General features: G+C 38.0%; 16 protein-coding genes and 1 pseudogene. 9 read left to right on the forward strand and 8 right to left on the reverse strand.

Annotated elements, in window-relative coordinates; genetic code table 11:
- Positions 1-97 precede the first annotated feature (97 nt).
- From urtB to urtE, 4 genes and pseudogenes are all read left to right on the forward strand, one after another.
- Positions 98-1612: pseudogene (urtB, locus tag AC07U8_RS00660) on the forward strand (urea ABC transporter permease subunit UrtB); the annotation flags it as partial.
- 4 nt (positions 1613-1616) lie between these two features.
- Positions 1617-2687, forward strand: coding sequence for an urea ABC transporter permease subunit UrtC (gene urtC / locus AC07U8_RS00665; RefSeq protein ID WP_494737117.1), 1071 nt, complete (start codon positions 1617-1619; stop codon positions 2685-2687).
- On the forward strand, positions 2687-3523 hold the full coding sequence (gene urtD, locus AC07U8_RS00670) for an urea ABC transporter ATP-binding protein UrtD (protein ID WP_004718659.1): 837 nt from the start codon (positions 2687-2689) through the stop codon (positions 3521-3523). Before urtC ends, urtD begins: the two co-directional genes overlap by 1 nt.
- A 10-nt stretch (positions 3524-3533) precedes the next feature.
- The gene (urtE, locus tag AC07U8_RS00675; protein ID WP_494737118.1) at positions 3534-4232 is read left to right on the forward strand and encodes an urea ABC transporter ATP-binding subunit UrtE; all 699 of its coding nucleotides are present in this window, start codon (positions 3534-3536) and stop codon (positions 4230-4232) included.
- 107 nt (positions 4233-4339) lie between these two features.
- Here the strand turns inward: urtE and AC07U8_RS00680 are convergent, their stop codons facing one another.
- The 4 genes from AC07U8_RS00680 to AC07U8_RS00695 all read right to left on the reverse strand — a co-directional run bounded on the left by AC07U8_RS00680 (position 4340) and on the right by AC07U8_RS00695 (position 7311).
- Positions 4340-5038: a phospholipase D family protein gene (locus AC07U8_RS00680; protein ID WP_494737119.1), complete on the reverse strand. Its 699-nt coding sequence runs from the start codon at positions 5036-5038 to the stop codon at positions 4340-4342.
- 87 nt (positions 5039-5125) lie between these two features.
- Complete coding sequence (locus AC07U8_RS00685) at positions 5126-5866, reverse strand: hypothetical protein (protein WP_494737120.1); 741 nt, start codon at positions 5864-5866, stop codon at positions 5126-5128.
- 105 nt (positions 5867-5971) lie between these two features.
- Positions 5972-6475, reverse strand: coding sequence for a GNAT family N-acetyltransferase (locus AC07U8_RS00690; RefSeq protein WP_096732573.1), 504 nt, complete (start codon positions 6473-6475; stop codon positions 5972-5974).
- 113 nt (positions 6476-6588) lie between these two features.
- Positions 6589-7311, reverse strand: coding sequence for an outer membrane protein OmpK (locus AC07U8_RS00695; RefSeq protein WP_004718652.1), 723 nt, complete (start codon positions 7309-7311; stop codon positions 6589-6591).
- Positions 7312-7814: 503 nt separating this feature from the next.
- On the opposite strand from AC07U8_RS00695, the gene AC07U8_RS00700 reads away from it, so the two are divergent.
- From AC07U8_RS00700 to AC07U8_RS00715, 4 genes are all read left to right on the forward strand, one after another.
- A complete protein-coding gene (locus AC07U8_RS00700; protein WP_004718651.1) occupies positions 7815-8168 on the forward strand; it encodes an HPF/RaiA family ribosome-associated protein in 354 nt (117 codons plus the stop codon).
- Between the two features lie 195 nt (positions 8169-8363).
- A complete protein-coding gene (locus AC07U8_RS00705; protein ID WP_034611217.1) occupies positions 8364-8906 on the forward strand; it encodes an ankyrin repeat domain-containing protein in 543 nt (180 codons plus the stop codon).
- 15 nt (positions 8907-8921) lie between these two features.
- Complete coding sequence (locus AC07U8_RS00710; protein ID WP_004818363.1) at positions 8922-9689, forward strand: transporter; 768 nt, start codon at positions 8922-8924, stop codon at positions 9687-9689.
- 145 nt (positions 9690-9834) lie between these two features.
- Positions 9835-10515: a glutathione S-transferase family protein gene (locus AC07U8_RS00715; protein WP_494737121.1), complete on the forward strand. Its 681-nt coding sequence runs from the start codon at positions 9835-9837 to the stop codon at positions 10513-10515.
- A gap of 15 nt (positions 10516-10530) precedes the next feature.
- On the opposite strand, the gene AC07U8_RS00720 is transcribed toward AC07U8_RS00715, so the two are convergent.
- The 3 genes from AC07U8_RS00720 to AC07U8_RS00730 all read right to left on the reverse strand — a co-directional run bounded on the left by AC07U8_RS00720 (position 10531) and on the right by AC07U8_RS00730 (position 13752).
- Complete coding sequence (locus AC07U8_RS00720) at positions 10531-11646, reverse strand: GGDEF domain-containing protein (protein WP_494737122.1); 1116 nt, start codon at positions 11644-11646, stop codon at positions 10531-10533.
- A 256-nt stretch (positions 11647-11902) separates the two neighbouring features.
- A complete protein-coding gene (locus AC07U8_RS00725) occupies positions 11903-12505 on the reverse strand; it encodes a GGDEF domain-containing protein (RefSeq protein WP_096732581.1) in 603 nt (200 codons plus the stop codon).
- 332 nt (positions 12506-12837) lie between these two features.
- Positions 12838-13752 carry an alpha/beta hydrolase gene (locus AC07U8_RS00730; protein ID WP_494737123.1) on the reverse strand — a complete coding sequence of 305 codons (915 nt, stop codon included), beginning with the start codon at positions 13750-13752 and terminating at the stop codon, positions 12838-12840.
- A gap of 153 nt (positions 13753-13905) precedes the next feature.
- Here AC07U8_RS00730 and AC07U8_RS00735 point away from each other — a divergent pair, with 153 nt between their 5' ends.
- The gene (locus AC07U8_RS00735; protein ID WP_034611232.1) at positions 13906-14337 is read left to right on the forward strand and encodes a DUF2147 domain-containing protein; all 432 of its coding nucleotides are present in this window, start codon (positions 13906-13908) and stop codon (positions 14335-14337) included.
- Positions 14338-14402: 65 nt separating this feature from the next.
- On the opposite strand, the gene AC07U8_RS00740 is transcribed toward AC07U8_RS00735, so the two are convergent.
- The gene (locus tag AC07U8_RS00740; RefSeq protein ID WP_034611235.1) at positions 14403-14759 is read right to left on the reverse strand and encodes a Spx/MgsR family RNA polymerase-binding regulatory protein; all 357 of its coding nucleotides are present in this window, start codon (positions 14757-14759) and stop codon (positions 14403-14405) included.

The following is a 14759-nucleotide window of genomic DNA, read 5'->3' on the forward strand; positions in this document are numbered from 1 at the left end:
TTTTTTTACGATCTCTCAATTATTCCTTATTCAACAGATTTTTGCTGAATCTGTGCCAGTAGCGCAATCGTCATCCGCTCAGCCAATGGCAAGCAATGATGATGCCATTCAAAAATTTGTACGTGCAGATTTTGCAAAGCGTCGAGCGATGCTGAATCAATGGCCAGCAAGTATTGAAGAACTTGATAAGCTGGTGGCTTATGTTGAAAACGACGAGCTTTATACCGACAGTTCGGGCAATACCTACATCATGAAAGCTGGAGATAAACTGTTCAGTTATCCAGATGAACAGGCAATTACTGATTGGCCAGGTGATTTAAATCAAGTGACGTTGGTCAACACCTTGCACAAAGCCTTGAGTTTTGGTCAGGCGAAGATCAAGTTACAGTCCACAGATGCATCACAGCGATTGGCTGCGATTGATATCTTGGAGAACAATTTAGATGAACTGGATATCAAGGTCATCAACCAACTTTATCTCAATGAAAAAAATAATAAGGTGAAGGCACGTTTAGCCCAGTTAAAAGCACGAATTGATTTTAATAGTCCAGATACACTCACCAAAATTCAGGCGGTTAAAACGCTAAAAGATTCTAGTCGTCCTGATGTTCTGGCGATCATTGAACAAGCGCTTACACAGCCAAATTTAAATCCAGAATTAAAGGCTGCATTGGTCAGTGCACAAAGTAGTATTAAAACCCGCATTCAAGCCAGTGAATGGACAGGGCATGTTTTTTCAGGCCTCAGTACTGCAAGTATTTTATTGCTTGCAGCATTAGGGCTGGCGATTACTTATGGCCTACTCGGTGTGATCAATATGGCACATGGCGAGTTGATCATGATCGGTGCTTATACCACTTATGTGGTGCAAAGTTTCTTTAAAACCCATTTGGGTGCTTATGTGGATTGGTACCTGATTGCAGCAATTCCAGCAGCATTTTTAGTCAGTGCTTTGATTGGCATGTTGATAGAACGAACCGTGATTCGCCCGTTGTATGGCCGTCAGTTAGAAACCTTGTTGGCGACCTTCGGTGTCAGCCTTATTTTGATGCAATTGGTCCGGATGATTTTTGGTGCGCAGAATGTGGAAGTATCAAATATTTCATGGCTTTCAGGCGGGATTTCGCTTACATCTAGTTTGATGCTGCCCTATAACCGTATCGCGATCATCGTTTTCACCATCGCTGTATTACTTTTACTGGTTTACCTGCTCAATAAAACCCGATTTGGTCTATTCGTCCGTGCGGTTACGCAAAACCGTCAGATGGCGCGTGCTGTCGGTATTCGCTCTGCACGAATCGATATGATGGCCTTTGGTCTGGGTTCAGGACTTGCAGGGCTGGCAGGCTGTGCCTTGGCACAAGTCGGCAATGTCGGACCTGACCTAGGGCAAAACTATATTATTGATGCTTTCCTTGTGGTTGTTGTGGGTGGCGTTGGTCAGGTTTGGGGCGCTGTGCTTGCCGCATTAGGTTTAGGTGTGAGTGGAACAATTCTCGAAATTGGTATGGGCGCAGTGCTCGCCAAAATTATTCTCTTGGTTCTTGTGATTCTGTTTATTCAAAAACGCCCACAAGGTTTATTCGCTATCAAAGGTCGTTTTGTGGAGTAAGCCTATGAAAATCACATCATTACTTTCAGATAAACCCTATAGTGCAATCGCCATTGCTGTATGTTTCGCTGTGATGCTGATTCTGCCGTGGTTTCATGTGTTACCACAAGATTCCGCTTTACACCTCTCAGCATACTGGGTGACTTTGATTGGCAAAATCATGTGTCTCGCCTTGGTTGCACTGGCTTTGGATCTGGTCTGGGGTTATGCCGGCATCCTGAGTTTAGGGCATGGGTTATATTTTGCTTTGGGTGGTTATGCTTTTGGTATGTACCTGATGCGAGAGTCAGCAGGCGAGCAATTGCCTGACTTTATGCGTTTTCTCAGTTGGACTGAGCTGCCTTGGTACTGGGTCGGAACCCAGCACTTCTTATGGGCTTTGGCTTTGGTGATTTTGGTACCAGGCGTGATTGCCTTTATCTTTGGATTCTTTGCATTCCGTTCCAAAATTAAAGGTGTGTACTTTTCGATTATCACCCAAGCCATGACTTTTGCTGCTGCACTGTTGTTCTTCCGCAATGAAACAGGTTTTGGCGGGAACAATGGCTTTACTGGATTTAAAACCATTCTTGGGATGGATATTACCTCTGCTTCTATGCGAGCAACATTATGTTTCCTTACTGCCTTAGTGTTGTTACTCAGCTTTATCGGCTTACGTAGTTTAATGAATAAGCCTTATGGTCGAGTGTTGGGGGCAATCCGTGATAGTGAAAACCGGTTGCAATATTTAGGCTATCGCACCCTGTGGTACAAACTCTCGGCATGGGTTCTTTCTGCGGTGATTGCCGGAATTGCTGGTGCCTTGTATGTCCCACAAGCAGGCATCATTAACCCAAGTGAAATGAATCCTGTGAATTCGATTGAAATGGCGGTTTGGGTTGCAGCAGGTGGTCGTGGCACATTGATTGGTCCAATTCTAGGTGCAGGTCTGATCAATGGAGTTAAAACCTATTTTACTGTTGCATATCCTGAAATATGGTTATTGATCCTTGGTGCATTATTTATCGTTGTAACCATCTTCCTCCCTAAAGGGGTGATTGGATTACTTTCGCGCTTTAAAAAGGAGGATCATTAATGTCAGAGCTATTGTCAGATTTGGGCTTAAATTCGCAACATGGTGGTCAAATCGGTGAGGGCTATGGTCGTCCTAAAGCTGAAGGTGCCGATTTCAGCCATGGCATTGCACTTTACTTAGAAAAAGTCAGTGTATGGTTTGATTCTTTCCGCGCTTTAAATGATTTGTCTCTTTACATTGAAGAAGGGGAGTTGCGCTGCATTATTGGGCCAAATGGTGCGGGAAAAACCACATTGATGGATGTCATCACCGGTAAAACACGTCCTACCGAAGGTTCTGCCTTTTTTGGTCAAAACTATGATCTTGCCAAAATGAGTACTGAACAAATTGCAGAAGCGGGTATTGGACGTAAGTTTCAAAAACCGACTGTATTTGAAAATTTTACTGTGATGGAAAATCTGCTCCTTGCTGCACCAAAAGACAAAACCGTGAAAAAAAGTTTTTTCAGTAAGTTAAGTCCCGATGCACAGTTGGCTTTGGATGAATCTTTGCAACAGATTCGTTTACAAGAGTTTATTCAAAAGCCTGCAGGATTGTTATCACATGGTCAAAAGCAGTGGCTAGAGATTGGCATGCTGTTGATGCAACGACCTAAACTGATTTTGTTGGATGAGCCTGTAGCGGGAATGACCGATGCTGAAACTGAACGGACAGCAGAGTTATGTTTGGAATTAAAAAAGAATCATACCTTAGTTGTGGTCGAGCATGATATGAGCTTTATCGACACCATTAGTGAGAAAGTTACTGTGCTTGCACAAGGTGCCATTCTTGCAGAAGGAACCTTGGCGGAAGTACAGGCCAATGAAGATGTGATTGAAAAGTATTTAGGACGTTAAGGGGAGCAATATGCTAGAAATAAAAGACGTCAATCAATTTTATGGGGGCAGTCACATTCTCCGTGATGTGAATTTAGCTGCGCCGATTGGTGAGTGTTCTGTGGTTCTAGGACGTAATGGTGTGGGTAAAACCACCTTATTAAAATGTTTGATGGGAATTTTACCGATTAAGTCTGGGCAAATCTTATTGGATGGCAAAGACATTGCTAAAATGAGCCCTGAACAGCGTGTACGCGCGGGTTTGGCCTATGTTCCTCAAGGGCGTGATATTTTCTCAACCCTGACTGTAGAGGAAAATATTTTGATCGGCATGGCAAAATTTTCTGGTGCAAAAACCCGTAAAGTTCCTGAGCATTTATATGAAATTTTTCCAGTCCTTGATGAAATGAAACATCGCCGTGGCGGTGATTTATCGGGTGGGCAGCAACAGCAATTAGCCATTGCACGTGCTTTAGCATCAGAACCGAAAGTTTTGATTTTAGATGAACCGACCGAAGGAATTCAGCCTTCAATTATCAAAGATATTGGTCGAGTGATTCGCAAATTGGCTGATGGTGGCGAAATGGCAATTGTACTGGTCGAGCAATTCTATGATTTTGCCGAGGAATTGGCAGATAACTATACCGTGATGGCGCGTGGTCAAGTGGTAGCACAAGGCATCGGTGAAGAAATGCCTGAAAAGGGGATCCGTGATTTAGTGGCGATTTGATGGTTAATGAAGAATGAAGCTCTCAACTTATAAAATGAATAGTGAGAACTTCATTCTTTTCAACCCTAGTATTCGATTAAGCCTAAACGAATACACATGAAAATAGTCTAGATTTCTGTATTTTCATTCCACAGAAAATAACCACCATATTGGCTTGATCTGAATTCTCCACCCACAGTTTTACCTTGTTCAGTCAAATAATGTTTACCGCCATCGTTTAAAGTTAAAAAACCTTTTGCTACAAGTTTATCTAATAATTCAGGCGTTTTAAGCTTATGTTTAGCAGCAAGTTTTGAGGAAGTTAATTTACTCGAATTTTCTAATAGCTCTTTTGAATTATCTTCCACTTCTTCTGCTTTTACTTCATCAAGAGAAATTCGAACCTCATCGCTAATACGAATGATACGTTGAGCTTCTTCATAGGCATCTTTATATACGTCAGTATCATCTTCTTTATTGATTAAGATCCCCATTTCATTATTATTTACTTGGCTAAATTCATATAAATTTAAGCTGGAAATAATGCAACTTGTTTCATTTAAATAACATTTAGCATGAAGATTTTTGCAGAAACTTACTCGAACATAATCTAATTTTTGCATCCATTTAATTTCATCAGGATGTAAATCACTTTTCCCATAAATGATCCGAATATCAATTTTTAAACGATTTTTATCCTCTAATAATTCTTTGATACGGTCATTAAGCCGAAGATAAGGGCTAATTAAAATCAGTCTTTCTTTTGCATTTTTTATCAATTCTTCTAAGAAAAAATTTGTACCGCTCGTATTTAGAAATTTTGCCATTTTTCACCCAATTATTATGTATTAAGTAAAGGATATTAAAGCATATAATGCAACAAACTAAACTATTTCGAATGCCGAATCAAAATTTTATTGAGGCTCAACTTTCTGATAATAGCCCGTTGATGAAACATTCATCCCAAAACCACAATCGGCTTGTTCATTTAATTCTTCCACTTCAATAAAATTGCCTAAAGAGGCGTTATAAGTGAAATTGATGTCAATTTGACAATTTTCAAAACGATAGCTTGCTTTCTTGGCATGAAGTGGCATTTCTGTTTCAAACTCGCCAATATTTGGACCATAAATTAGGCTTCGAGCACCCATCCATAGACCAGTGAATTGAATGAGATATTTCTGATCACGCTTTTTTATGGTGATATTATTCCATTCGCCAAAACCTGCATAACTGGCATATTCTCCTGTTAAGTCATTGTTTGGTTTTGGTGTTACTAATTTTTTTAAATTAAATTGACTGGTTTTTGTGGGTTTAATTTGAAACCACGCTCTTGCCCATAAGGGCTGATTGAGTTTGCTATACGTTAAACCCACATTATTATTGGCAATGTCGATGTCATTATCTGAAACCCGAATGCCAGTGTCTTCTTCACCCACAGACTGACAAAAAGCACTCCAAGATGCTTGTCTTTGAAACTGATCAAGCGCTTTTTTATAGTTTCTCTGGTCGTAAAATTTTTGTCCCAATTTACGATATTGACTGAGTTTGGCACAACCCTGTTTTATATTTTGTTCATCGTAGTCAGCAGCATGGCTTGATGTATTAAGTACCAGTACAAATGGTGCCAATAGACTGATTATCATTTTATTCATCGATATTCGCTCTGAAGTTCAGCAATATTGTTTATGGTTATACAATAGATTTTGAAAAAGAGACAAAAAAAATTACGACTGATAGTGTATAAATACTGCTCTATTTTAATCAAAATTTAATTGCATCAACACCAAATCACGCCACTTCCCAAATTTTTGTCCGACTTGTGGCATGTAACCTGTTTGTTTAAATCCGAGTTGTTGGTGTAGATAAATCGAACCAGTATTTTCGTGGTCAATTGCAGCAACCATAACGTGGATATTGTGCTGTTGAGCATGTTCAATCAATTTCAGCATTAAGCGTTTGCCGAGCCCTTGTCGAGTAAATTCTGGGTCGATATAAACAGAGTGCTCAACTGTATATAGATAACCGTTGATTGCTCTAAAGCTTGCATAATCGGCATAGCCTGCAATGGCATGAGTCGCTGTTTCTTCAGCAACAAAAAGTGGAAATTGCTGTTGTTGTAATTCTAGAAACCACTGTTGGTAATCTGCAAAAGTCTTTAATTGGCTGTTCCATGTTGCTAAACCTGTTGCAATTTCATGATTATAAATACGCATAATCTCAGTTAGGTCAGAAGCTTGGGCAGGGCGGATCTGAAAATTCATGAAGACAGGTCAATGGAAAATTTATACAGGTATTCTAAAAAGATTTATTTTTAAGGGCAATAAAAAAAGCAAAACCGAAGTTTTGCTTTCTGAACAATGGATTTAGCTCAGTATTAGAAATGATACTTGATTAAAGCACTGACATTATTTTCATCTTTGCCTGGAACACCATATTTGTTGTGCCATACAGAGTGTTCAACACCAAGATATAGACGCGTATCTGGAGAAATGTGTTTACCCGCATTCCATTTCCATTGTGTTGTCCAGTTGAGCTCGCTTGAGTGAGCAACTTGATCTTTTTCTGCAGTTGACCAATCAAGGAAACCATCCACAAGGAATTCTTCAGATGCAATTTTAAATGGAATTCCATAAGTAAATGTCAATTGATAGTCATCTTCTTGGATTTCATTATTGGCACGGTAGAAATTTAATTGCGCATATTGAAAATAAGGAATGGCTAAATCAACACCAACACCGTATAGGTAGTTGTTCATGTCTTTACCACCTTCCCAAGTGGTCGCGATTAATACGTCTTTAATTGGGCCTAATTCAAGTTTCTTTCCTGAAACAGCGCCTAAGCTAAGACGTGGAGAAACCTCAAAATAAGTATCCGACTGACCATCACTGTTGGTACGGTCAGCAAAAGCAAAGAAATCACCGTATTTAAGTTTTGCAGCATACTCAAAAGTGATGGTAGATTGTTTCTCATCTGGTGTTAATTCATAGTTTTCACCATAAAGACCAGTAATACTAAAATCTTGCCAAACAGGCGCAGCTTGAGCCAAAGTTGCAGTTGAAGCGATTGCGCAGATAGCCGCAATTTGTGTAAGTTTCATGAATTCTTCCTTTCCCCCAAGAAAAGCGCTTCAAGAATACAGATTCTTAGATAAAAATAAAGCGAAAATTAGATGGAATGAAAATAAATATGTAAACATCAAGAGGTGAAATGTTTTAAAACGTGAGTTGCATATTTAAAGCAAAGATTTAAAATTTATATCCATTAAAAGCTTAAGAATTAAACATAGTTGATGTTTTTAGTCGGAATTAATCATTAAAAAATTAATTAAATCATTTAATTATAAAGTAACGTAACAAGATGTCATTTTTCATATTCTTTTCATAAAAAAGTTAAAAATCTACTTGCATATTTTCCAATATGGCCTGATATTGAATGTATAAGAACACCTATCTGCAGATCGTTAAAAGTGTTCATCTTTGCAATAGAGGAGTTACGGTTCCAATTTATTGTAGGTGAAAAGCTGTCTTATACAGCAGGCGCAAAGTGTGCCGTAAATATAAGTTTTGCACTCGTTTTTTGATTAGAAAGAGGATGTTTTTTATGAATATAGAAATCCGTACAGATAAAAATATTAGAAATAGTGATCGTTTAATTACTTACGTACGCGATGAGCTAAATCAAGAATTCCAACGTCATAGCGAACGTATTACCCAGTTTTCAGTTCATATCAGTGATGAGAACGGTGACAAAGGTGGGGCGGATGATATCCAGTGTATGATTGAGGTCAAAGCAGCGGGTTTGAAGCCAGTCGTGGTAAAACATCGAGCGAAAAACATTGATCTTTCATTACACGGTGCGATAGATCGCGTAAAGCGTAGCCTAGAGCACGTATTAGAAAAAATTGAAAATCCACGTGGTGGAAAACTAGAACTTGCTGATGCAGATGAAGCATGATCTGATAAAAAGCCCTTCGGGGCTTTTTTATGGTCTTCAATTTTATTGTTCTAAAAGAGTTATGGATTGTCTTCTTTGTCATAAATGAACAATAAATGCCATTTATAAAATAAAAGCGACACGATTAAAATTTTTCAAAGCTATTTTAAAAATATTCGTCATAATGCTGTATAGGAATAGAATAGTGAGATCAACATGTTATCAGCACAACAACAAGTCTTTATACAGGCTTTAGAAGATTTAGACCTTGCTCAAGTCAAACGTTTGCTTGCAGATGGATTTGATCCTAACTTTATGGAACCTGAAAAAGGGCCAGCTGTTTCAATTTGGTCAGATGGATTGTTTAAATGGTGGGAAAAAATTTGTGATGCTTATGAAGCGGGCGATCCTTTAACAGCAGAACAAAAAGCGCAAGATTTACAACCGCATTTAGATATCTTGGATGCTCTAATAAATGCCAAAGCAAATTTTTATTTGTGGGATGCTGAAGAGTGCTATGGTCCATTGTGGGATGCTGCAAGCGCAGCCTGTGTACCTGCAATTGACAAGCTTTTAGATCATAAGGTTGATCCGAATACCAAAGATGAAGAAGGTAAAACCATTTTATCTTCGATCAGTGATTTGTTCTTTGATTGTGAATTTGATCAAATAGATTGGTCTCAGGCTTTACCTGAAGAGAAAGAATCTTTAGAGTTACTACGTAGTCGCGGTGCGAAAATGTCCAAAGAATTATCGTAAATTTTGAGTCTTGATATGGCAATTTTAAATAGAATCACATTAGCCCTTGCTTCGAGTCTAAGTATAAGCGCAATGGCAGCAGAATTTTCTTTTGATCGTCCTGGAACAGGTTTCGGAACAGGAATCACGCCAGTGGGTCAATTGGCTTGGGAGCAAGGTCTTCCAAGTGCGACCTATACAGAAACTAAAGTAGATGGCGCAAAAGCAAAAACTGTCACCCTCAATGGCGATATGCTGCTCCGTACTGGTTTAACCTCAAGTATGGAATTACAGTTAGGCTGGCAGGGTCCAGCTTGGACACAAACCAAATACAAAGGCATGAAAGAGGATGACTCTGGCTTAGGTGATGTTTCTATTGGGATTAAAAAAGCCATCGATTTAAAAGATGACAAATTATCTATGGCGATTTTGGCTCAAGCCTTGATTGCAACGGGCAATGATGGTTTTAGTGAAGAAGATGATATTTATAGCATCGGCACATCATTAGCTTACCAGTATAACGATTTGGTCAATACTGGAATCACCATGAACTATGCTGTGCAAGATGGGCATTGGTCAGTGACCGCTGTACCTACTGTCGGTTATAAAATTGCAGGTAATCTTTCAGGATTCTCTGAGTTTGTTTATTCAAAAACAGAGAGCCAAGACTATAAGTATGGTCTAGGCTCTGGTTTGATCTATGCGGTCAATGAACGTACCCAACTTGATGGAAGTGTGGGTGTCGATTTGGAAGGGCGAGACCGTAGTTATAAAGCTGGTTTAGGTGTTGCATTCTTATTCTAACCAATTCAGTCTGATATCTCGTCAAGGAGTAGTCAATCTACTCCTTGATTTGTTTTAAAAGCGAGCATTTTTCGAAACACTTTTAGAACAGTCTTATCTTGTGTATGCTGAGTTGAAAATAAGCAATAAACACAGGAGTATTAAAATGTTAGAACTGTTTATTGGTGATAAAAATTACTCGACGTGGTCGATGCGTCCTTGGTTGGTGATTCAGCATTTCAACATTCCATTTACAGAGCATCTTATTCCTTTCGATCATTTTGAAGTCGACAGCCAATTTAAACAAAGTATTTTAAAAATAAACCCAACTGGCAAAGTCCCAGCCTTAGAGGACGATGGCTTTTTAATTTGGGATTCTTTGGCGATTTGTGAATATCTGGCAGAAAAGTTTCCTGAAAAACAATTGTGGCCTCAAGACCTAAAACAACGTGCGCGTGCAAGATCGATGTCCGCTGAAATGCATAGTAGTTTTATGGCTTTGCGTAGTTGTTGTGATATGAATTTAGATGCTGATTTAAAGCATATTGGTGCACAACTTTGGCAGGAAAATTTAAAACTACAGCACGATGTAAAACGGATTGAACAATTATGGTCGGAGCGACCACACCCTGACAGTTTTTTATGTGGTGATGAGTTTACTATTGTCGATGCTTTTTATGCGCCAGTTGTGATGCGTTTCATCGGTTATGGCATTGCCGTATCAGCGAGCAGTCAACGCTATATCGACAAGATATTAGCCGTCCCTGCTGTACAACAATGGATAGCAGAAGCTCATGCAGAATTTCGATTTGTAGCGTGTGAAGAGCAATATCGTAGTCAAGTTTAATCTAGTGAATACCGCTTAAGCTATTTCATTGATTTGAGCATGATAGAGCTGCACTTGATTGCGCCCGGATTGTTTGGCCCGATATAGCGCTTTGTCTGCGAGATGAATAATTTTACTGATATTGTCATCGTCATTCGAGGTGGCAATACCAAAACTGGCGGTCAGCTGAACATAATGATGATCAAGCGATTCAAGCACTTGGTTTTGAATCGCCAATCGGCAGCGTTCAGCAAGTGCTTGAGCAATGTTTAAAGAAGTTCCAGGCAAGGCAATAATGAATTCTTCACCGCCATAACGAGCCACAATATCTGACTGACGAATGTGAGATGATAATAATTTGGCAACTTGACACAATGCTTCATCACCAAAATGATGCCCATATAAATCATTGATTTCTTTGAAATGATCAATATCAATCAAAATAATGGCGTAGTGGGTTTGCTTATTTTGGATATCATCAAGCTTTTCATTAAAAAAACGACGATTATATAAATTGGTCAGTGGATCCGTTTCACTGAGTTTTTTAATTAATGATTCTCTATAGCGCCACTGAGACAGCAAAATTTCACATAAAATCAAACATACAATTAAAATAGGGACAATAAAATACAACATCGTTCCCACCCAGAAGGTATTGTCATGCCGATTATTTTCCAACATATGTTCATTAAAAATTGGAGCGTACGGAATGATGCGCCAATAGGTACAGAACATCATTGCAATATAGAACAGCAGGGCGGTACTAATTTGCAGATAAATAATTTTTCTATTGAATAAGATTAAACCCACACCAGAAATACACACGAATGCAAACACAGTGGCTGGACTATAGATACCGACAAGAAAGCCATCAGCAAGCATTAAGATAATAAAAATACTGATGACGATATGGGGGAGGATGGTATTTGCCCATTTTTTATTCTGAAAGAAATAACAAAATGCGATCAGGAAAAAAAGCAGTAGGGTGGAGCCAGCGTTGACCACAAGTTGTAAACGAATCAAGGAAATATTGACCCATTGCCAAGTTTCTGGATTGAATAAAATAAAAACTTTCCACGCAATCCATGATAAATGAAGGGCAACAGTCAGGAACAGAATCAAGATACATTTATGTAAACTGCTCCAATTCATAATGATATTTGAATCTAATTGTTGTTTCAGCTTTTGCCAGTAATGATTAAGTCTTATATTTGATACCTTCATTCATAATTATTCCAGGGTTTTTTAAGCTGTAATTCATTAAGTACTGATTAATAAATTTTTAAATTATAGTGATTAAAATTTATTAAAACAAAGAATTGTTATCATTTATTTGTTAATAAATGGGTATTTTATTATTAATATAAAGTAAATAGTGGTGTAATTAATTTTTAATTATACTGCTATTTTAAGATAAAACACCTGTGCCCGTATAACAAGCTTTGCGATTGGTTTTCGCAATATATAGTGCTTGATCTGCTTGCTGTAATACCGCATTACTCATGCTGTCATGTTTAGAAACAGATGCACCACAACTTGTTTGAAGTGGAATGACTTTGTTATTGATCTTTAAATCATAATGATTCATTAAAAGTGATAGGCGATCTGCGATATGATGAGCTTGATCTTGAGTAACATCACTGAGAATTAAAATAAATTCAGATTCGCTATAACGACCAACAAGATCTGTTTCACGGATATTTTGTAATAACTCTTGGGCGATTGCGGCTAAAGCCTTATGTGCGATTTTTAGAGTATATTTATTCTTGATTTCACACCAGTTATCCACACTGAGTAAAACGATACCAAAATTTGATTCAGTCTGAGGATGTAACTCTTTTAAATAGGTATTAATTGCAAACTGATTATAAATACCTGTATGTGGGTCGATTTCCAGATTATTACTGAGTTGGTTTTTATGGATTAATTTGGCAATAAAAGAATGTTTCAATACTTGATTGAATAAGGAATGAATTTTACGTCGTTTTTCTGAATAAATTTTATTACGCATAATCTAATCCATCCACACTTGGATTTTTATTGTTGATACTTAGAATGTAGCAACTTATTGGCTTAAACTCAAACTAAAGTTGAAGTAAATACTTGAAGGATATATACATAATTTTAAAAAGTGTGATTAACTTTGTAGTATAGGTTAAGAGTCTATTCGGACTGGGAAAATCCCCTAAAAATAAATCTGACAAGCAATATAGTTCCAATGAATTGTATAATTATTATTCTAGTGAATGCTCATTTTGTTTAAATGGATGATTTTATTTTTAAAGGTGAACAACAGTTTGGCTTTTAAAGCGCTTGTTGTTCACCATTTGGTCAATATTGGGATTAATCTTTATCAATTTTATGAGCGAATTCAGCAATATCTGCTAAAGATTGTTTTGCTTCATCAAACCACGGGCTAAACATTTGGAAATTATGCCACATTCCCGTATACAGCTTGTAATTGACTTGCACGCCTGCAGTTTTGGCTTTCTCTTCAAAACGTTGCGCATCTGACAACAGAATTTCTTTAGAGCCAATTTGAACTAAAGTTGGTGGCAACCCTGCAAAATCTCCGAATATAGGTGAAAGTGGCGGTAAAGAACGATCCATGTTTTTTGGTACGTAAAAATCAATACCAGATTCAAGCGCTTCGATTGACAGTAAAGCATCATGCTTCTGATTATAGCGTAGAGATTCACCTGTTAAAGTCAGGTCTAAGAAAGGTGACATCAGGATTAAGGCGCTTGGGAGTTGTTGTTTATTTTCTTGTTTGATGCGTAGAGCGAGTGCTAAAGCCAGATTTGCCCCACAAGAATCACCAGAAACAATAATATCTTTCGCTTGTACGCCTTGATCTAAAAGTTGCTGATAAATATCATAAATCGCATCACCTGCTTCAGGAAATTTGCTTTCAGGTGCGAGCGGATAATCGACATGTAAAACTTGCATTTGCGTACGTGCAGCAACTTCAGATAAAAACGCACGATGGGTTTTGATTGAACCGACAAAAAACGCCCCACCATGAATATGAAAAATCATTTGAGTCGCATGCGCTTGCGGTTTAATTTCTTCTGCTCGAATCCCCGCAATGCGTAAAGAGCGAATCTGTACATCTTTACGTTGTGGGAAAACACGCGCAAGTTGTTCTATTCCAAAACGTGCAGTTGCAGGAGGAAGATTGAAACGACTTGGAAATTTGAAGCTAGATTTAAGAATAGATTCTGTAAGATATTGTTTCAGAGCTGAGTTAATCTTCATGTTCCTTCCATATTGTTAAACTTTTGACTTTATTTTTGTTGATTTATCAACATTTGTTACAAGGGTACACTATATAGTCACATTCAAGAATTGCTAATTCGACGTAAATTTTTGATACTATAAAGTGTCAATTAGACTAGGGAAAACAAAACAATGAAAAAAATTGTACTTGCATTAGGCTTATTATCAGCAACAGTTCTTGCAAATGCTGCGGATCCACTCAATGGAACAGTTTGGAAAACAATTGATGACACAACGAAACAGCCAAAAGCAATTGTGAAATTCACTGAACAAAAAAATGGAACATTGACGGCAACAATTCAAAGTATTTTAACGCCAGGTGAAGAAAACTCTTGTACCAAATGTGAAGGTGCTTACCACAATAAATCATTGAAAGGTGTGACGATTGTCAATGGTCTAAAAAATGTTGGTGGTAAAAACTATGACAATGGTACGATTCTAGATCCTAAAAATGGCAAGACCTATAAGCTCAAAGGTGAACTTGCTGGTAACCAGTTAAAGTTACGTGGTTATATGGGTATTTCTGCTTTAGGTCGCAACCAAACTTGGGTGCGTGCAAACTAAGCAGATTGATTCACCACAACAAAAAGCCTGATCTATTGATCAGGCTTTTTGTTGCTCGATGATTTTTATGCTGTAAGTTTTAAAGCTTTAATTTTATCTTCATCAAAACCAATTACATATTGGCCATTTTGATCAATCACGGGGCGTTTGATTAAACTGGTGTGTGTGGTAAGCGCTTGAATCAGTGCTTGTTCACTCGACAAAGCCAGTTGTTGTTCTTGTTCACTGAGTTTTTTCCACGTTGTACCTTTTTTATTGAGTACAAGATCTTGCCCAATATGATCGAGCCATTGTTTAACCGTCTCTGCATCTATGCCTTGTTTTTTATAATCATGAAACTCGTAACTCAAGCCAAGTTCAGTCAGTAAATCAAAAGCTTTTTTCATGGAGTTACAATTTTTGATTCCATAAATTTTCAACAT

The organism is Acinetobacter sp. GW821-FHT01E09, from assembly GCF_059422385.1.